Genomic DNA, 20001 nt, shown 5'->3' with positions numbered 1-20001 from the left:
TAGAATTTGACTAATTATATTTTTTATTTTCTGTTGGCACTTCAATATCAGAGATATATACATATCCTAATGTTTGATTGTCTATATATCCATTTTCTATTTTTATTTTTAGATCTATTTTATCTGAATTCCAGATTAATTCGTGATTAACGGAGGTGTAGTATTGGTCAATTTTTAATTTAGGAGCAGATAAATTAATTTTTAGATAGTTTTTATCTATATAAAGTTTATCAATTTTAAGAGTATAATCATATAGATAAATTATTTTGTTTTTTTCTATTGCCTCAACTATTCCTAGTAATTTTTCTGTATTTATAACATCGTATTTATTGTGAATTAATATTTTTGAAAGTTCAATATTATGAAGGTTATTATAAATGTGTTGATTTTCAAAATATTCAAAATTTTCAAATCTTTCAATTTCACCATATTTTTCAATTTCCTGAAGTGAAAAATTATTTATATCGGTTAAAAGTTTATTCTTAATTAAATATCTATAGATATCAAATTGGCTATTTTCAGTAAAACTATTTAGACCAAAAAACGCATATCTTGATTTTAAAAAAGGTATATCAAAGTTTTTTCCATTAAAACTTATTATATGTTTATTTTCTAAATACGGCTTGACTTTTTCTAATAATTTTTTTTCTTCAGAAATATTATCTATTGAAAATTGTAAAAAATTACCAATGTGATCTACTATACCTATAACAATAACATTTGAATTAATCCTAGAAACTCCTGTAGTTTCAATATCTAAAACTATTGAATTGTCATCTAAATATTTTATATCAATTTTTTCACTAAAAAAATGCATTTGGTGGCCTTTCGTATGTGCTATAATATATAAATATAATAACATAAGAAGGAGAAAAAATGATATATTTTGATAATGCATCGACAACAAAAATTGATGAAATGGTTAAAGTAAAGCTGTTAGAAGCTTATGAAAATTTTTGGGGAAATCCTTCTTCATTGCATAGCATGGGATTTAGTGCTGAAAAAAAGATTAAAGAATCTAGAAAGATAATCTCTAAAAAACTAGGTATAAATGATAAAAATATATATTTTGTACCGAGTGGTACTATAGCAAACAATGCAGTTTTAAATTCTTTTGATATTAAAGAAAAAAATATAGTTATTTCCGAAGTAGAGCATGCTAGTATTTACTATAAAAGCTTAAATATGAAGTATTGTCAAGTAAGGTATGTCAAGGTGGATAGTCATGGATTTATAGATGAGATGAATTTCTTAATAATATAGATGATAATACTGTGCTTGTTTCTATAATACATGTAAATAATGAGATTGGAACCATTAATGATATTAACCACTTAGCTAAAATTTCAAAAGAAAAAAATAAAGATTTGTTTTTCCATTCAGATGGGGTGCAGGCCTTTAACAAGATTGAAACTATATTAAATAATATAGATTTTTATACGATATCATCACATAAAATAAATGGGCCAAAAGGAATTGCAGCTTTATATATAAAAAATCCCCAACAATTTAAGCCTTTATATTTTGGTGGTAAGCAAGAACAAAGTTTATTTTCAGGTACTGAAAATAGTCAATCAATTATGGCTTTTGCAGAAGCTGTTAAACTGGAAAATAAATATTCAGAAATAGAAAAAATAAATAGATTTATTAGAAAAGAAGTTGAAAATATAAGAGATTCTCAGATATTTAGTCCAGAATCGTCTTGTTCTCCTTATATTTTAAATATAGGATTTGAGAGGATAGGTGGTGAGATATTGCTTCATTATCTAGAAATGGAGAATATATACATATCAACTGGTTCAGCATGTAATAAAGGAGAGAAAAGTAGAGTATTAAATGCAATAAATGTTTCTGATGAATACATAAATGGATGTATAAGGGTATCTTTATCAAAGGACAGTACAATGGAAGAGGCAGAAGTCTTTGTAAAAAAACTAAAAGAAAAAATAGAAGAAATTAGAAGGATAGTAAGATGAAATGGATGTTAGGGATAAGCTTTGGTGAGCTTATGTTAAAAGGTAAAAATAGAAAAGTATTTATAAATAAATCAAAAAAACAAATTCTAAAAGCCTTAAAAGATTTTCAATTGGGTCAAATAATCTTAGATCACGAAAAATTATTTATTGAAGTAATAAATAATAACGATATACCCAAAATGATAGAAAAAGTGAAGATGGTGTTTGGTTTATCATATGTATATCCATGTATCAGAATAGATAGGGATATGGAAAGTATAGAAAAAGCAATCATTAAAATTATAAAGGATGCAAATATAACTAAAGAAGTTACATTTAAGGCATTTTGTAATAGAGCAGATAAAACATTCCCATTAAACTCCATGCAGCTTGCGAGAGAAATTGGAGGAATGGTTTTAAGAAATTTTAATAATTTCAGTGTAAATCTTACAAAATATGATATAGAAGTAAATGTAGACATTAGAAAGCATGCATATGTTTATCTAGTTAAAACCCCCACAATTGGTGGATTACCAATTGGTACAGGAGGGAGAGCTTTATTGTTATTATCGGGAGGTATAGATTCTCCAGTTGCAGCATTTGAAATGGCATCTAGAGGTGTGGAAGTCGGTTGTTTGCATTTTCATTCTTATCCATTTACTTCGGAGAGAGCAAAAGATAAAGCAAGAAGATTGGCAGAACAACTATCTATATATATTGGAGATATTAATTACTATGAAATAAATTTATTAGAAATATATACTTCAATAAATAAAAATTGTTCTCCTAAATTTATAACAATTTTATCAAGAAGATTTATGATGAGAATTGCAGAAAAACTAGCTGAAAAATACAGATTCGATGGATTTATTACTGGAGAAGCACTAGGACAGGTTGCAAGTCAGACAATTCAATCAATTTCAGTTATAAATGAAGCAACAAGTTTACCGATTTTTAGGCCGTTAATTAATATGGATAAATCTGATATTATTGAAAAAGCTCAATGGATAGAAACTTATGACATATCAATAGAACCTTATGATGATTGTTGCTCGTTTTTTGCCCCAGATAAACCGATCACAAAACCGAAATTATCAGATATTTTGTTAGAAGAAAAAAAATTAGATGTTGAGTATTTAGTAGAAAAAGCAATAAAAACACTAGAAGGTGGCAAAATCACCTCAGAATAGTAAAGAAAATGAGAGGGCATTATGAAAAATATAAAATATATTTTTTGGTATATAAAAAGATATAAACTTCAATACATTATAGGGGTTTTGGCTATGATTCTAAGCTATATTTTTGTTCCAATTCCTATGTGGGTATTCGGGAGAGTAATAGATGCGGTAAAATCAGAAATATTAACAAAAGAAATTCTAATCAAATATATAGCTTTAATGGGGGGATCTTTAGTAATTTTATATATACTTGAGTATATATGGCACTATTTTATATTTGGTTATTCATTTCAATCTGCAAGAGATAGTAGAAGAAGACTTTTTAGTAAAATATTAAAACAAAATCCAGTTTTTTATCACAAAAATTCAGTAGGCTCTTTAATGAGTAAAGCAACACAGGATATATCCACAATACAGAGGTTAACAGGATATGGGATACTGACTATATTTGATGGTGTTTTATATCCAATAATATTAATACTAATTATGGGTATAACAGTATCTTGGAAAATGACACTATTTTCAATAATATTTTTACCTCTTTTAATTTTAGTTGTAGATAAGTTTGGTAAAATTTTGCATATATCATTCTTAAAATCACAAAAATTATTTGAAAGTCTTAACGATTCAGTAATGGAAAATATAACTGCGATTAGGGTTGTAAAAGGATTTTCAACACAAGAAGCAACACAAAAAAGGTTTGATAAAGCTGCAACAAATCTATATAATGAGCAAATGTTTCAAGGTAAGCTATTTGCTATAAATAGACCGGCATCCATAATAATTCCATCAACAACATTTGTAATAGCATTATTGTTGGGAGAAAAATTATTAGGAGATTCTCAATTAACTATCGGTCAAATGACATCATTTTTCCTGTATCTAAATATGTTAGTATGGCCAATGTATGCAATGGGGGATTTAATTAATATCCTGCAAGAATCAAGTGCCTCTTTAAAGAGATTAGAAAAGGTATATAGTTACAAAGAAGATTCTAGTTAATCGAGAGGGAGCTATCGAATATGATGGAGAAGGAGATATTGAATTTATAAATTTTGGATTTAAATATCCTGATGAAAACACATATTCACTACAAAATATAAATATAAGAATAAAAAAAGGTGAAACATTAGGTATTGTAGGGAAAATAGGTTCTGGTAAAACTACATTTGTAAAGCAATTATTGAGATTTTATGAAGTTAGAGAAGGATTGATTAAATTCGGAGATCGACCTGTTGAAGATTATACTATTTCATCAATTAGAGATAAGATGGGATATGTACCCCAGCAACATTTACTTTTCTCTAAATCAGTGTACGATAATATAAAATTTGGTAAAAAAAATGCAACACGAGAAGAGATAATGGAAGCTATTGATTTTGCTGATTTTACAAAAGATTTAGATACATTACCAAATGGATTAGAAACTATGATAGGAGAAAAAGGAATTTCAATATCAGGTGGACAAAAGCAAAGAGTATCAATTTCAAGAGCAATCATTAAAAAACCAGAAATTTTAATACTTGATGACTCTCTTTCAGCTGTTGATTCACTTACAGAACAAAACATTATAAAGAATATAGTAAGTAAAAGACAAGATAAGACAACTATTATAGTAGCACACAGATTATCAGGTCTTAAACATGCCGATAACATAATTGTACTAGATAAGGGGAAAATAATTGAAACAGGAACACATAATGAGTTAATGGAAAATAAAGGCTGGTACTATGAACAATATGAAGCTCAAAAGTCAGGAGGTTCAGATGAGTAAAAATGATAACGAAAAATTACAAGGTAGTTTTATAAAAGAAGATTATAAGACTAAGGCGAAATATAGAAATAAAAAGTTTTTAGAATATGTACTAAAATTTAAGGGGTTATTATTTTTAGTTATTTGTATAAGCTTGATAGCATCGATTGCTGATACTATCGGGCCGTATATAATTGGTCAAATTATCGATGGAGCATTATTTGACGGTATTGGAGCAAAAAACTATAGGTACTTCCTCACTTTAATTGGATTATTTGTATTAACTATAATAGCAAATTCGATTTTTTCGTATTTTGGAACGAAGCTATATTCGCAGTTAGCAAACTCGCTTGCAAGAATAATAAGAAAAGATACATTTAAGCATGTGTTATCACTTCCTGTTCAATTCTTTGATAAATACGCAATAGGTAAAGTTGTCAACAGAATTACAAATGATACTAATGATGTAAGGGAATTATTCAATTTATTATTTTCACAAATTTTAACGACAATACTTAGGATGATTGTTATATTAATCGGACTATTTACTCTAGATTTAAAAATAGCAATTCTTATTTTAGCAATCACTCCAATAGCGTATTTTGTGTTTTATGATTATTTTAAAAAAACAACAAAGTATCAAAGAGACCTAAAAAGGCATAGGTCAGACTTAAACGGAAATTTAGCTGAAACTATTTCCACAATGGAAGTAGTTCAAGCCTTCAATAAAGAGGAAGAAATTTATGAAGAATTTTCAATAATTAATGATGAAATCAACAAACAAGGTTGGAATTTAGCTACTCTATGGTCATATTCAGGATACAATGCTACAAATACGTTAGGGCATCTTATATCGATGATAGTTTTATTAGTTTTTGGTTTTACTTACTTAGATGGAAATCCAATTATATCAGCGGGATTAGTATTTATAGCATCACAATATATTCAAAGAGTATTTGGTTCATTAAATATGTTAATGAATCAAATGGGAAATCTTGAGGGGATGAAATCGGCCGCTAATCAATTATTTGAACTTTTAAGAATACAATCATATGAAGAAGGAACAGAAATTATTCAAGATATGAAAGGTCATATAAAATTTCAAGATGTAACTTTCGCATACAATGAAGATGAAAATGTGATACATAATTTAAGTTTTGAAATAGAGACGGGAACATCAGCAGCTTTTGTAGGTCATACAGGCTCTGGAAAATCTACAATTATGAATTTAATTTATAAGTTTTATCATATCAATGAAGGAGAAATTAGTATTGATGGACATAATATTGAAAAACTTAATATGGAGGAAATACGTAAGCAAATGGCAATAGTATTTCAAAATCCATATATATTCAAGGGTACAGTGTACGAAAATATTGCATTATTTGATGAAAAAATTTCAAGAAGTGATGCTGAGTTAGCCTTAATATCAGTTGGAGGAGAAAATATTCTTCAAAAAGAAGGAGGTATTGACGCTATAGTTAGAGAGTCGGGGGAAGGATTTTCAGCTGGAGAAAAACAAATAATATCATTTGCAAGAGCAATGGTTAGAAACCCTAAAATATTAGTGCTAGATGAAGCTACAGCAAATGTTGATACTGAAACCGAGACATTAATACAGTTTGGATTAAATAGACTCAAAAAAGGAAGAACAACCTTAATAATTGCACACAGACTTTCAACAATTAAAGATGTGGATAAAATATATCTACTTGAAAAAGGTAGATTGATAGAATCTGGAAATCATGATGAATTAGTAAAACTTGGTGGGGTTTATGCCAATATGAGTAAAAACTCTTAAAAAACATTAAAAATAACACTATATTTAACTTTTAGATGTTGTTTTTAGTGTTTTTTTTGATATAATAATAAATGTGTTTAATATATTAAGATTTTTATTTAATAAAGAAGGAGGGAAATATGGAAATAGGAGATAAAATAAAAAGCCTGCGAAAAAAAATGGATCTACTCAAGAAGAGTTGGCATCAAGAAGTGAATTAACAAAAGGCTTTATTTCTCAACTTGAAAGGAACCTAAATTCGCCTTCAGTAGATACGCTTAAAGATGTCTTAGAGGCTTTAGGAACTAATTTAGGTGATTTCTTCCAAGAAAAAGAAGATGAACAAATAGTTTTTACAAGTGATGATTATTTTGTTGGGGTAAATGAAAAAATGGGTCATTCAATGGAGTGGATAGTACCAAATTCGGTTAAAAATAATATGGAGCCTGTATTATTAACACTGGAACCAGAAGGTGAAAGTAAAATATATTCACCAAATGAAGGGGAAGAATTCGGATATGTATTGAAAGGTGAAATTAAGATTTTCTATGGTGGTAAAGAGTTTAAAGTGAAAAAAGGTGAAACATTTTACATATTTTCTGATGAAGAAAGATATATTAAAAATAGTAGTAAAGGAAAATCAAAAGTATTGTGGATATCAAATCCACCAAATTTTTAGGAGGTATTATGAAAATTATTGAAATAAATAATCTATATAAAGCATTTGGTGATAATGTGGTGCTTGATCATATAAATCTTTTCGTAAAAGAAAATGAATTTTTAACATTATTAGGGCCTTCAGGGTGTGGAAAAACAACAACTCTTAGAATACTTGGTGGATTTGAAGAGGCCGATTCCGGAAAAGTTATAATTGATGGTAAAGATATAAAAGGAATCCCCGCATATAAAAGAAATATTAATACAGTTTTTCAAAAATATTCTCTATTCAAACATTTAAGCATCGCTGATAATATTGCATTTGGCCTTAAATTAAAAGGTGTAGATAAAGCGATAATAAAAAAAGAAGTAGCTGAAATGTTGAGACTTGTAAACTTAGAAGGATTTGAAAATAGATCTATAGATTCTCTATCTGGTGGACAACAACAAAGAATAGCAATAGCGAGAGCCTTGATCAATAAACCCAAAGTTCTTTTACTAGATGAACCTCTTGGTGCTTTAGATTTAAAGCTAAGAAAGTCAATGCAAACAGAGTTAAAGAGAATACAGAGAAAAGTAGGCATAACATTTATCTATGTCACACATGATCAAGAAGAAGCGTTAACAATGAGTGACACAGTTGTTGTTATGAATGAAGGAAAAATCCAACAAATAGGAACTCCAATAGATATCTATAATGAACCAGAAAATAGATTTGTTGCTAAATTTATTGGAGAATCAAACATTTTAGATGCAATTGCAGTGGATGATTATAGAGTAAGATTTTTAGATACAGATTTTATATCTATAGATAAAGGTTTTGAAAAATATGAAAATGTAGATGTAGTTATTAGACCCGAGGATATTGTACTAGTGGATGCTAGCGAAGGAATGATTAAAGGAATCGTTACTGAACTAACATTTAAGGGTGTTCATTGGGAGATGATAATAGACGTCAATGGATATAGTTTTAAGGTACATTCAATCGAAAATAGAAGGATTGGAGAAGAAGTAGGATTTAATATTATACCAGATGCTATTCATGTAATGAAGAAAGGAGAATAATGTGAAGAAAACTAAAGAACTTGCATATCCATATTTATTATGGCTTGGGATTTTTATTGTCATTCCATTATTCTTGATACTATATTATGCATTTACAAATAATACTGGGGTTACATTTGAACATTTTGGAAAAATATTACAGCCTTCTACTGTAAAGTCACTCATAACATCATTTAAGATAGCTCTTATAACTTCGATAGTTGCGTTGTTATTAGGATATCCATTTGCATATTTTATATCAAAGCTAAATATGAATTATAGAACGGTAGCTATAATGCTGATCATGGTTCCAATGTGGATGAACTTTCTTTTAAGATTCATATGCTTGGGTGACTATTTTAGCTCAAAACGGTGTTTTAGATAATTTCTTAAAAATATTTGGAATAAAATATAAAAGTTTTCTATATACAGAGTATTCAGTAATTTTAGGTATGGTATACAATTTTATACCATTTATGATTTTACCAATATATACATCTTTAGAAAAAATAGACAATAATTTAATTGAAGCAGCACATGATTTAGGTGCAAATAATAGACAAACTTTTTGGAAAGTAATATTTCCAATGTCATTACCAGGAATATTTTCTGGGCTAACAATGACCTTCGTGCCTGTTATTTCAACATTTGAAGTTTCACAGCTTTTAGGTGGTGGTAAAGTTAATATGGTAGGTAATGTAATAGAAAGACAATTTACTAAAACAGGTGACTGGGGTTATGGATTGGCTATGGCATCTGTATTAATGTTAATAATTTTAATAACAATGTTATTTGATAAAGAATCTGTAGAAAGAGGAGGTGCAAAGTGAAAAAAAATAAGTCAAATGGTTTAGAGAAATTGTATATGACATTAATATTTTTATTTCTTTATGCACCTATAGTTGTTCTTATAGTATTTTCTTTTAATGATTCAAGAATTTTTGGTGCATGGACAGGGTTTTCATTTAAATGGTATGAGGCACTTTTCAAAAATACAGTAATATTAAATGCTGTAAAGACCACATTGATTGTAGCAGGGATTACAACGGTAGTATCTACAATAATAGGAACACTTGCAGCAGTTGGAATAATGGAGTTTAGAAGTAAAACAAGAAGAGTTTTATTAGGATTAAATGATTTGCCAGTTCTTAATCCTGATATAGTAATTGCGATATCTTTAATGGTATTGTATGGAATGCTAAATTTACAAAAAGGAATGTTGACATTAATACTTGCCCATATTGCATTTACAATACCTTATGTAGTTTTATCAGTAATTCCAAAAATTAAAATGATGGATAGAAATCTTGTAGATGCAGCAATGGATTTAGGAGCTACACCTTTACAAGCATTTTTTAAGGTTGTTATTCCTGAAATAAAATCGGGAATATTGGCAGGAGCTATGATGGCATTTACATTGTCATTAGATGATTTTGTAGTATCGTTTTTCACAACTGCACCAGGAATAAATACAATTTCAACAACAGTTTTTGCTATGACTAAAAAAGGTGTAAATCCATCAATAAATGCATTATCAGCAATAATGTTTATAGTAGTTTTAACATTATTAATATTGGCAAATATGCCTAAAAAATCTAAAAAAATTGGGGAATAATTATGAAAAAAAGAATATTAACATTACTATTATCTATATTTACAATAGTTTTAGCAGCGTGTGGTAATAATAAAAAAGAAAATAGCCTAGTTTTTTATAACTGGGGTGGCACGATGCATCAAGAAATCTTGGATGAATTTACAAAAGAAACAGGTATAAAAGTTACACTTGCAGAATTTGATGAAAATGAAAAACTTTATACACAGATAAAAAATGATAAAAAAGCATATGACGTAATAGTTCCATCCGATTATATGTTATCAAAAATGATTAGTGAAGGTATGCTAGAAGAATTAGAACTAGATAAAATTGATAATTTTAAGTATATCAATCCCGCTTTTAAAAATAAGGATTTTGATCCTGGAAATAAATACTCAGTACCAATGTATTACGGAACTTTAGGTATTTTATATAATAAAACAAAAGTAGATCCAGCTGATATGAATGGATGGAATGCTATTTTTAATAAAAAATATGAAAAACAAATTTGGATGTTAGACTCCTCAAGAGATACATTGGGTCCGGGATTCTGGCATTTGGGATATAGCTCTAATTCAAGAAATAAAAAAGAATTAGAAGAAGTTAAAAAACTAATGATTGAGCAAGGTAAATTAGTAAATGGATATCTTCAAGATGAAATAAAAACACATATGATTAATAATAATGGTGCTTTAGCAGTAACATATTCAGGTAAAGCAGCTGAAGCTATGGAATCAAACAAAGATTTAGCGTGGTATTTACCTAAAAATGCAAATTTATGGATTGATAATTTTGCTATTGTAAAAGGTTCTGATAAAAAAGAAGAAGCACAAAAATTAATCAATTTCTTAACAAGGCCAGAAATTTCAGCTAGATTGGCTAATTTACAGGGTTCACCTTCTGAAGAAGGGAAAAAACATGAGCCATTAAAGACACTTTCAAATAATCCAGTAAACTATCCTGATCCAAAAACATTGGAAAATCAAGAAGTATATAAAGATTTAGGAGATTTTTATTCTACATTTGAGCAAGCATGGGAAGATGTTAAGGCAAGTCAAAATTAAAAAAGGAGAAAAATAATTGAAAAAGAGATTATTATTGAGTTTAGCAGTATTATCAATTTTAGTACTAACATTAGTTGGATGTGGTAAAAAGAATGATGAAAAAGTTGTATTTTACAATTGGGGAAGTTTATTAAAACCGGAAGTATTAAAAAAATTTACAGATGAAACAGGAATAAAAGTAGTCTATGAAGAATTTGATGAAAATGAAAAAATGGATACAAAAGTTAAAAACTCACCAGGAGTTTATGATGTGATTGTACCTTCTGAATATATGGTAGAAAAAATGATAAAAGAGGGAAGATTAAAAGAAATTGATTACTCAAAAGTTGAAAATTTCAAAAATATTGGTGATGTATACAAAAATAAACCTTTTGATCCAAATAATAAATACTCAATACCAATGTATTACGGAACTTTAGGTATTTTATATAATAAGAAAAAAGTTGATGAAGCTGACTTAAAAGGTTGGGATGCACTATTTAACGAAAAATACAAAAAACAAATATGGATGCTAGAATCCTCAAGAGATTCTCTAGGCGTTGCATTATGGAAATTAGGATATAGTTCGAATACTAAAAATTTAGACGAATTAAATCAGGCGAAAGAACTTTTAATCAAACAAAAGCCATTAGTTTCTGGATATCTAAATGATGAAATCAAACAACACATGGTAAATGGAAATGGTGCATTAGGAGTTGTATATTCTTCAGAAGCTGGGGATGCAGTTGAAGAAAATGAAGATTTAGGATACTATGTACCAGAAAAATCAAACTTTTGGATTGATAATTTAGCAATATTAAAAGATTCTCCTAATTATGAAAATGCTCTCAAATTAATTAACTTCTTATTAAGACCGGATATTGCAGCTATGTCTGGGGATATTATGGGAACACCCAATATGTCTGCTAGGAAAATAGAACCAGCAAAATCTAAAGTAGATAATAAAATAATGTATCCAGAAAATTCATTATTAGAAAAATTAGAAGTATATAAAAACTTAGGAGATTTTACAGAAAAATTTGAACAAATATGGGAAGATGTAAAAGCTCATTAAGAATTAATATAAATATTAAAAAAAGATAAGATTTTAACTCTTATCTTTTTTTTAAGGGATTATATTATACTTTTTTAATTAAGGATTTTATATATGTTATAATATTAGAAATGAGGTGAAAATGATATTAAGCATAGATAGTCTATTAGAACAATTAAATATGGATTTAGGTAAAAAGGTGAAAAAATTAGAAAAAAAGCCTACTCTTAGTACGATTAGAATTGGTAATAATTCTGGTGTTATTTCGTATGAAAAATCAATATTAAAAAGTGCAAAAAATTTAGGTTTTGATATTGACACAAATGTTTTTGATGAAAATGATTCAGAAGAAAAAATAAGAAAATTAATTATTTCTAAAAATGAAGATAACAAAGTAAATGGTATATTAATATTTTCTCCAGCAAAAAATCATGATATAGATGAATATTTTAATCTTATAAGTCTGGAAAAAGATGTTGATGGACAAAATAGTAAAAGTATAATCAATTTGTTTAATCTGGACTATATAAACGTTGCAACTACAGCATTAGCAACATTAGAATATTTACAAAGTATAACAGATTTGAACTCAAAAGATATTTTAGTTATAAATAGATCAAAAATTATTGGTATTCCACTATCATTCATGTTGCAAAAAGAAAATGCTACAGTAACAATTGCTCATTCTAAAACTAAAAATATTTATGAAAAAATAAAAAATTCAGATATAGTGATAAGTGCAATAGGTAAGCCGGAAATATTGAAAATAGAAGATTTTAAGGAAAATGCTATAGTAATAGATATTGGGTATTCAATTGATAAAAACGGCAATGTAAGAGGAGATTTTGATTCAAGTAATTTTAAGGAATTAAATATAAAATATTTACCACCAATAGATGGGATAGGTAGAATAAATTCTAATATTATTTTAAGAAATACATATATTAATGAGGTGCGAAATGCAAAATAGAAAAACAGTTCTAAGCTTAATACAGCCAAGTGGAAATATAACATTAGGAAATTATCTAGGAGCTATAAAAAATTTTATACCATTACAAGATGAATATGACTGTTATATTGGAGTAGCTGATTTACATAGTATTACAGTTTCTCAAGTTCCAGCAGAGTTAAGAAAAAGAAGCAGAGAAGTTATAGCTATTTATTTAGCTTTAGGGCTAAATCCAGAAAAAGTTACACTATTTATTCAATCTCATAATGATGATCATTTAAAGTTATATTGGATATTAAACACTATGTCATATATGGGACAATTATCAAGAATGACACAGTTTAAGGAAAAATCAGAAAAGCAAGAAGAAAATAAAAATGCAGGACTATTTACATATCCAACATTAATGGCAGCAGATATTTTAATTTATAACGCTGACGTCGTGCCAGTTGGATTAGACCAGAAGCAACATTTAGAGCTAGCAAGAGATTTAGCAATAAGATTTAATAGCAGGTATTCTGATACATTTACTGTACCAGAACCCAAAATCAATTTGGAAACTCAAAAAATAATGTCATTAAGAAATCCTAAAAAGAAAATGAGCAAATCTGATGAAGATATTAACGCATCAATATTATTATTAGATGATATAAAAGTAGCTAAAAAGAAAATAATGTCAGCAGTGACAGATTCTAGAAATAATTTTGCATATAGTGATGAACAAGAAGGTTTAAAAAATCTTATAAATATATATGCTGCATTTTCAAGTTTATCAATAGAAGAAATTGTTGAAAAATATAAAGGTCAAGGATATGGAATCTTTAAGTCAGACTTAGCAGATATTATTGGAAATTTTCTTGAAGATTTCCAAAAAAAATATTATGAATTTTATAACGATAAGGAAAAGATTGATGATATTTTAAGACAAGGAGTTGAGAAGTCAAGAAGAAAAACTAGGAGAGTTATGAACAAAGTATATAGAAAAGTTGGATTTTTACAATTAGATAAATAGGAGAATATATGAAATTTTACGATTTTAATGCATTGAGTATAGATGGAAAAGATATTTCAATGAGTGAATTTAAGAATAAAATTGTTCTTATTGTTAACACAGCATCAAAATGTGGATTTACACCTCAATTTGAAGGTTTAGAAAAACTATATAATCAATATAAAGATGAAGGATTTGTTATATTAGGATTTCCTTGTAATCAATTTGGAAATCAAGATCCAGGAAAAGACAATGAAATTAAAAGTTTTTGTGAAATAAATTATGGTGTTACATTTCCTATGTTCTCAAAAGTAGAAGTAAACGGTGATGATGCTCATCCTATATTTAAATGGTTGAAAGATGAAAAATCAGGGCTTATAGTAGATGCAATAAAATGGAATTTTACAAAATTTTTATTAAATAGAAGTGGTGAAGTTGTTGATAGATTTGGATCAAATAAAAAACCTGAAAATATTAGGAAAGATATAGAGAAGTTATTGTAATGCTAACATATAAGCTAATTAAAAAAGATGATGATATCCTCACATATAAATATTTTCCTTATGGCAAAGATATAAAAGTTAATGGAGGAGTTGTTGAAATTAATATTAAAACAAAAAAATATAAAATTTTAGAAATTGCTGAATTAGAAGAAAAAAATATTTTAAGTGAGAAAGAAAAGCAACAAATATTAGAGCATATTAATAAACTTAGAAGAGAAAAAAAATCCCCTGAAGTATCTGATGATGAAAAAGAATTAATTTTCATTCCATACAAATTTTTAGAGAAATTTATAAATGAAATATTTAATAAAATAAAAATTAAAAATAATTTTGAAAAAGGGATAATATTATAATACAATAGAAAAAATTAAAATTGATTGGAGAAAAAAAATGAATAAAAGAATATTAACAATATTAATTATTGCATCATTGTTAACCGTAGGAAATGGAGTTGTTAAAGCAGAAAAAGGCACATATGTAAAAGGGTATTTAAGTGAAACTACTAACTTGAGAGATAAACCTTCAGGAAAGTTAATTGGTAGATTACATAGAAATAGTTATGTAGAAGGATATAAAACTGGAGATTGGATAAAATTATCCACTGGAAGATATGTATATGATTTTGGTTTGATAAAAGCAAATAGAATATTAGGATATATTTCTAGACCAACATACATTAGAGACTACAAAACCAATGAAATAGTTGGAGTGTATCAACTACTAGAAAAAGTTGAGGGAGTTAAAGAAGGGAACTGGATTCAATTTGAAAAAGATGGAAAACGTCTTAAAGTGTATGATTTCGGACTATTAAAAGGAGAAAAAGTAAGTGGATATTTATCAGAATCTACAAATATAAGAGAATATTCAACAGGAAAACTTGTAGATAGATATCCAACATTTACAAAAGTATCGGGTATCAAGGTTGGAAACTGGATTCACTTTGAAAAAGATGGAAAACTCTTAAAGGTATACGATTTTGGATTATTAAAAGGCGAACATGTAAGTGGATATCTATCAGAATCTACAAATATAAGAGAATATTCAACAGGAAAACTTGTAGATAGATATCCAACATTTACAAAAGTATCAGGTATAAAAGACGGAAACTGGATTCACTTTGAAAAAGATGGAAAACTTCTTAAAGTGTATGATTTCGGATTATTAAAAGGAGAACATGTAAGTGGATATCTATCAGAATCTACAAATATAAGAGAATATTCAACAGGAAAACTTGTAGATAGATATCCAACATTTACAAAAGTATCAGGTATAAAAGACGGAAACTGGATTCACTTTGAAAAAGATGGAAAACTCTTAAAGGTATACGATTTTGGATTATTAAAAGGAGAAAAAGTAGAAGGTTACTTAATTTATAGTACAAATGTTAGAACTAAACCAAATGGTAAACTAATTACAAAATATAGTGCAGGTTCATTTGTATCAGGTATCAAAGACGGAAACTGGATTCGATTTATTCATGAAGGAGAATTTGCATCTATATATGATTTTGGTCTAACTAAAAACAAGTTGGAATTAAAAAAACCTAAAGAAACACAAAAGGAAGCTGAAAAAGAAGTAGAAAAACCATCTACACCAAAAGAAACTCAAAAAGAAACACAAAGAGAAACTCAAAAAGAAACTGAAAAAGAAGCAGAAAAAGAAAAAGAACAGATAAGACAAGAATTTTTAGAGGAATTAAATAAATATAGAAGGAGTAAAGGTCTTGTTCCAGTTCAATATCACCCACAATTTCAAGCAATAGCTGATCTTAGGGCAAAAGAATTAGTGGAACATAACTACTTTGAACACATAAGACCGGATATGAAAACAAGCATATTTGATGCTAAGGCATATAATGGCTTAATTGATGGAAATAAATACTTCATAAACACTGAGAACTTAAGTAGATTAGGTGCAAGAGCAACGGCTGACCATACATTCAGTTTATGGAAAGCATCCCCTGGTCATAATGCTAACTTATTAAATCCACAAGCAAGATTATTTGGTTTAGGTATAGCAGTACATCCAGGTAAGGGTGTAGTATTCGTTTATATTAGTGGTTATGATCAATCAAAAATTTGATAAGTTTAAAATAAAATAAAAGATTAGTAAATATAAAAGTGGAGTTTACACTCCACTTTTACTTTAATATAAAGGATACTATGTATGAAACTATTTAGAAAAATTAAAAGAAAATAAAAAAAGTTAAAAGGTGGATATTTCACCCAATTAGATCAAGTAAATCTTATGCTAATAGAACAGTTAAGAAAACAAGTAGAAATTATTTAAAAGCAGTTATTATAGCTTATGTAATTACATTAATACCTCTGAACTACATTAATATTGCAAATGAGATAGAAAAATTTTAACCCTTAAAATAATAAATTAATCTTAGCTGTCTACACTCCATTCAAACACTTACTAACCCACATACCCTATCCAATTTAATATACTCCTACACACTCTATTTTAACTTCTAAGGCACTTTAATAGGATTAGATATACAAATAACATACCTAACACTATAAAAGCTCTTATAAAGTCAAATATGGTGTGATAAGATAAACAAATAAAAACCAATGACAAAAAAGAAAAAATATTATATAGTAAATTTAGGAGGAAAGAAATGAATAAAAGAATATTAACAATATTAATTATTGCATCATTGTTAACTGTAGGAAATGGAGCTGTTAAAGCGGAAAAAGGCACATATGTAAAAGGATATTTAAGTGAAACTACTAACTTAAGAGATAAACCTTCAGGAAAGTTAATTGGTAGATTACATAGAAATAGTTATGTAGAAGGATATAAAATTGGAGATTGGATAAAATTATCTACCGGAAGATATGTATATGATTTTGGTCTGATAAAAGCGAATACAATATCAGGATATATTTCTAGACCAACATACATTAGAGACTACAAAACCAATGAAATAGTTGGAGTGTATCAACTACTAGAAAAAGTTGAGGGAGTTAAAGACGGAAACTGGATTCACTTTGAAAAAGATGGAAAACTCTTAAAGGTATACGATTTCGGATTATTAAAAGGCGAACATGTAAGTGGATATCTATCAGAATCTACAAATATAAGGGAATATTCAACAGGAAAACTTGTAGATATATATCCAACATTTACAAAAGTATCAGGTATCAAAGACGGAAACTGGATTCACTTTGAAAAAGATGGAAAACTTCTTAAAGTGTATGATTTCGGATTATTAAAAGGCGAACATGTAAGTGGATATCTATCAGAATCTACAAATATAAGAGAATATTCAACAGGAAAACTTGTAGATATATATCCAACATTTACAAAAGTATCAGGTATCAAGGACGGAAACTGGATTCACTTTGAAAAAGATGGAAAACTTCTTAAAGTGTATGATTTCGGATTATTAAAAGGCGAACATGTAAGTGGATATCTATCAGAATCTACAAATATAAGAGAATACTCAACAGGAAAACTTGTAGATATATATCCAACATTTACAAAAGTATCAGGTATCAAAGACGGAAACTGGATTCACTTTATGAAAAATGGAAAACTTCTTAAAGTGTATGATTTCGGATTATTAAAAGGGGAGAAAGTAGAAGGTTATTTAATTTATAGTACAAATGTTAGAACTAAACCAAATGGTAAACTAATTACAAAATATAGTGCAGGTTCATTTGTATCAGGTATCAAAGACGGAAACTGGATTCGATTTATTCATGAAGGAGAATTTGCGTCTATATATGATTTTGGTCTAACTAAAAATAAGTTGGAATTAAAAAAACCTGAAGTAAAAAAAACTGAAAAATTAAAAAAAGATAAACCTATTAGAATTGAAAAAAATATTACTAAAGGAACATATTATCCAGTTTTTGAAAAAATTAAAGGATTCCTTACAGCTGAAGATGCATATGATCAAAAAAATCCAGTTACAGTATATGAACCTGGAAATTATTATGTATATAAAACAGAAGGAGATTTAATAAATATTTCAAAGGATAAAAATACTCCAGGTGTTTGGGTTAACTCGTTTTATAATAGAAGAGAAAAAAGAGTAAATAAAAAAAGTAATCCTAAAGAATTTATTAATAAAATAGCTCCTATAGCTAAAGTTATAGCAGATAAAAATGATTTATTCCCATCAGTTATGATTGCACAAGCAATTTTAGAATCAGGATATGGAACAACAGTTTTAGGCGAAACTCCCTATAATAATTTATTTGGGATAAAGGGCATTAACAATGGAGAATCAGTTGCTATTCCAACATATGAATTCACACCAAAAGGAGAAAAGTATCTTGTAATAGCTCCATTTAAAAGATACGAAACTTATTATGAATCAATTTTAGATTATGCCAACTTATTGACGGGTAAACATGATGTAAATTCATGGAGATATAAATTTTACTTCAAGGCTAGAAGATCTCAAAACACATCATATGAGGGAGCTACAGCACATTTATCTGGTAGATATGCAACTTCACCATATTATGGAGATAGCTTAAATGAATTAATTAGACAATATAATCTAGATAAGTATGATTCAGATAATTCAGTTGAAGTTCCAATAAAAGAATGAAAAAATCAAGATAATTATATAAAAACTGTAATCCTCAAGTAGTTTTAGGTTCAATTTGAGGAGAGCGGTTTTTCATGATAAAGAGGTCCTATGAGTAAAATATTATCTTATATAAATTTAGATAGAATAAAATAAAAATAAATGCTTAATTTAAAATTGCCTTGGATAGTTTTTTGTTTAATATTATATAATTGGGTATATGTATAATATATGTATTATAAATACATAAGAACAAATTATAAAAATATTCTAGGGAGGAATATATGACTTTTGAATTACCAAAACTACCATACGAGTATGATGCTTTAGAACCTCACTTTGATGCTCAAACAATGGAAATACATCATTCAAAGCACCATGCAGGATATGTAAGCAAATTAAATGATGCATTAAAAAAATATCCTGATTTAGATTATGATTGCCCAGTTGCTTTATTAAAAGATTTTAATAAGTTACCTGATGATATTAAAACAGCAGTTAGAAATAATGGTGGTGGACACGCAAATCACTCATTTTTCTGGGAAACATTAAGTAATGATGGTGGAGAATTACACGGAAAATTAAAAGAAGCTATCGAAGAAAAATTTGGATCATATGAAAAATTTAAGGAAGAGTTTTCAAATGCTGCAGCAACAAGATTTGGTTCAGGTTGGGCTTGGTTAGTAGTAAATGCAGATGACGAATTAGAAATTTATTCAACAGCAAACCAAGATTCTCCATACATGGATGATAAAAAACCAATCTTAGGACTAGATGTTTGGGAACATGCATATTACTTAAAGTTCCAAAATAGAAGACCTGAATATATTGAAGAATATTTTAATGTAATTGATTGGGAGAGAGCAGAAAAAACATTTGTAGAAAAATGTGATTGCTGTGACTTATAAAATATAATATAAATTGAAAAAAGTTGTCTAGTTTAAACTA

19 protein-coding genes and 1 pseudogene are annotated in these 20001 nt (G+C 27.8%); 19 read left to right on the top strand and 1 reads right to left on the bottom strand.

Going from position 1 to position 20001, the window contains the following annotated elements; all coding sequences use genetic code 11:
* Window positions 1-10: 10 nt before the first annotated feature.
* On the bottom strand, window positions 11-817 hold the full coding sequence (locus tag AC4KN9_RS05405) for a ribonuclease H-like domain-containing protein (RefSeq protein ID WP_491017601.1): 807 nt from the start codon (window positions 815-817) through the stop codon (window positions 11-13).
* Between the two features lie 59 nt (window positions 818-876).
* Here AC4KN9_RS05405 and AC4KN9_RS05400 point away from each other — a divergent pair.
* From AC4KN9_RS05400 to AC4KN9_RS05310, 19 genes and pseudogenes are all read left to right on the top strand, one after another.
* Window positions 877-1976, top strand: a pseudogene (locus AC4KN9_RS05400) (cysteine desulfurase family protein).
* On the top strand, window positions 1973-3145 hold the full coding sequence (gene thiI, locus AC4KN9_RS05395) for a tRNA uracil 4-sulfurtransferase ThiI (protein ID WP_491017600.1): 1173 nt from the start codon (window positions 1973-1975) through the stop codon (window positions 3143-3145). Before AC4KN9_RS05400 ends, thiI begins: the two are co-directional and overlap by 4 nt.
* A gap of 21 nt (window positions 3146-3166) precedes the next feature.
* Window positions 3167-4135: an ABC transporter transmembrane domain-containing protein gene (locus AC4KN9_RS05390; RefSeq protein ID WP_491017599.1), complete on the top strand. Its 969-nt coding sequence runs from the start codon at window positions 3167-3169 to the stop codon at window positions 4133-4135.
* Window positions 4110-4907, top strand: a complete 798-nt coding sequence (locus AC4KN9_RS05385) for an ABC transporter ATP-binding protein (protein WP_491017950.1) — start codon at window positions 4110-4112, stop codon at window positions 4905-4907. Before AC4KN9_RS05390 ends, AC4KN9_RS05385 begins: the two co-directional genes overlap by 26 nt.
* Window positions 4900-6687 (top strand): ABC transporter ATP-binding protein, encoded by a 1788-nt coding sequence (locus tag AC4KN9_RS05380; protein ID WP_491017598.1) that lies wholly within the window; start codon window positions 4900-4902, stop codon window positions 6685-6687. Before AC4KN9_RS05385 ends, AC4KN9_RS05380 begins: the two co-directional genes overlap by 8 nt.
* Window positions 6688-6865: 178 nt before the next feature.
* Window positions 6866-7345, top strand: coding sequence for a helix-turn-helix domain-containing protein (locus AC4KN9_RS05375; RefSeq protein ID WP_491017597.1), 480 nt, complete (start codon window positions 6866-6868; stop codon window positions 7343-7345).
* 8 nt (window positions 7346-7353) lie between these two features.
* Window positions 7354-8388, top strand: coding sequence for an ABC transporter ATP-binding protein (locus tag AC4KN9_RS05370; protein ID WP_491017596.1), 1035 nt, complete (start codon window positions 7354-7356; stop codon window positions 8386-8388).
* A 1-nt stretch (window position 8389) separates the two neighbouring features.
* Entirely contained in the window at window positions 8390-8752 is a 363-nt protein-coding gene (locus AC4KN9_RS05365) for a hypothetical protein (RefSeq protein ID WP_491017595.1), read from the top strand.
* Window positions 8718-9197, top strand: coding sequence for an ABC transporter permease (locus AC4KN9_RS05360; protein ID WP_491017594.1), 480 nt, complete (start codon window positions 8718-8720; stop codon window positions 9195-9197). The genes AC4KN9_RS05365 and AC4KN9_RS05360 overlap by 35 nt, the downstream gene beginning before the upstream one ends.
* Before the next feature lie 35 nt (window positions 9198-9232).
* Complete coding sequence (locus AC4KN9_RS05355; RefSeq protein WP_491017949.1) at window positions 9233-9982, top strand: ABC transporter permease; 750 nt, start codon at window positions 9233-9235, stop codon at window positions 9980-9982.
* 2 nt (window positions 9983-9984) lie between these two features.
* The gene (locus AC4KN9_RS05350) at window positions 9985-11025 is read left to right on the top strand and encodes an ABC transporter substrate-binding protein (protein WP_491017593.1); all 1041 of its coding nucleotides are present in this window, start codon (window positions 9985-9987) and stop codon (window positions 11023-11025) included.
* Window positions 11026-11041: 16 nt separating this feature from the next.
* Window positions 11042-12079, top strand: a complete 1038-nt coding sequence (locus AC4KN9_RS05345) for an ABC transporter substrate-binding protein (RefSeq protein WP_491017592.1) — start codon at window positions 11042-11044, stop codon at window positions 12077-12079.
* A 121-nt stretch (window positions 12080-12200) separates the two neighbouring features.
* Window positions 12201-13028, top strand: coding sequence for a tetrahydrofolate dehydrogenase/cyclohydrolase catalytic domain-containing protein (locus AC4KN9_RS05340; protein ID WP_491017591.1), 828 nt, complete (start codon window positions 12201-12203; stop codon window positions 13026-13028).
* A complete protein-coding gene (gene trpS, locus AC4KN9_RS05335; protein ID WP_491017590.1) occupies window positions 13018-14019 on the top strand; it encodes a tryptophan--tRNA ligase in 1002 nt (333 codons plus the stop codon). The genes AC4KN9_RS05340 and trpS overlap by 11 nt, the downstream gene beginning before the upstream one ends.
* 8 nt (window positions 14020-14027) lie before the next feature.
* Complete coding sequence (locus AC4KN9_RS05330) at window positions 14028-14501, top strand: glutathione peroxidase (RefSeq protein WP_491017589.1); 474 nt, start codon at window positions 14028-14030, stop codon at window positions 14499-14501.
* The gene (locus AC4KN9_RS05325) at window positions 14501-14854 is read left to right on the top strand and encodes a hypothetical protein (protein WP_491017588.1); all 354 of its coding nucleotides are present in this window, start codon (window positions 14501-14503) and stop codon (window positions 14852-14854) included. The genes AC4KN9_RS05330 and AC4KN9_RS05325 overlap by 1 nt, the downstream gene beginning before the upstream one ends.
* A 37-nt stretch (window positions 14855-14891) precedes the next feature.
* Window positions 14892-16583: a CAP domain-containing protein gene (locus tag AC4KN9_RS05320; RefSeq protein ID WP_491017587.1), complete on the top strand. Its 1692-nt coding sequence runs from the start codon at window positions 14892-14894 to the stop codon at window positions 16581-16583.
* Window positions 16584-17127: 544 nt separating this feature from the next.
* On the top strand, window positions 17128-19074 hold the full coding sequence (locus tag AC4KN9_RS05315) for a glycoside hydrolase family 73 protein (RefSeq protein ID WP_491017586.1): 1947 nt from the start codon (window positions 17128-17130) through the stop codon (window positions 19072-19074).
* Window positions 19075-19337: 263 nt separating this feature from the next.
* Window positions 19338-19961, top strand: coding sequence for a superoxide dismutase (locus AC4KN9_RS05310; protein WP_491017585.1), 624 nt, complete (start codon window positions 19338-19340; stop codon window positions 19959-19961).
* Window positions 19962-20001: the final 40 nt, after the last annotated feature.

Source organism: Helcococcus sp. SA-HE-C1, from assembly GCF_985670335.1.
The sequence above is the reverse complement of the archived record's forward strand: the minus strand, read 5'-3'. Positions and strand labels throughout refer to the sequence as shown.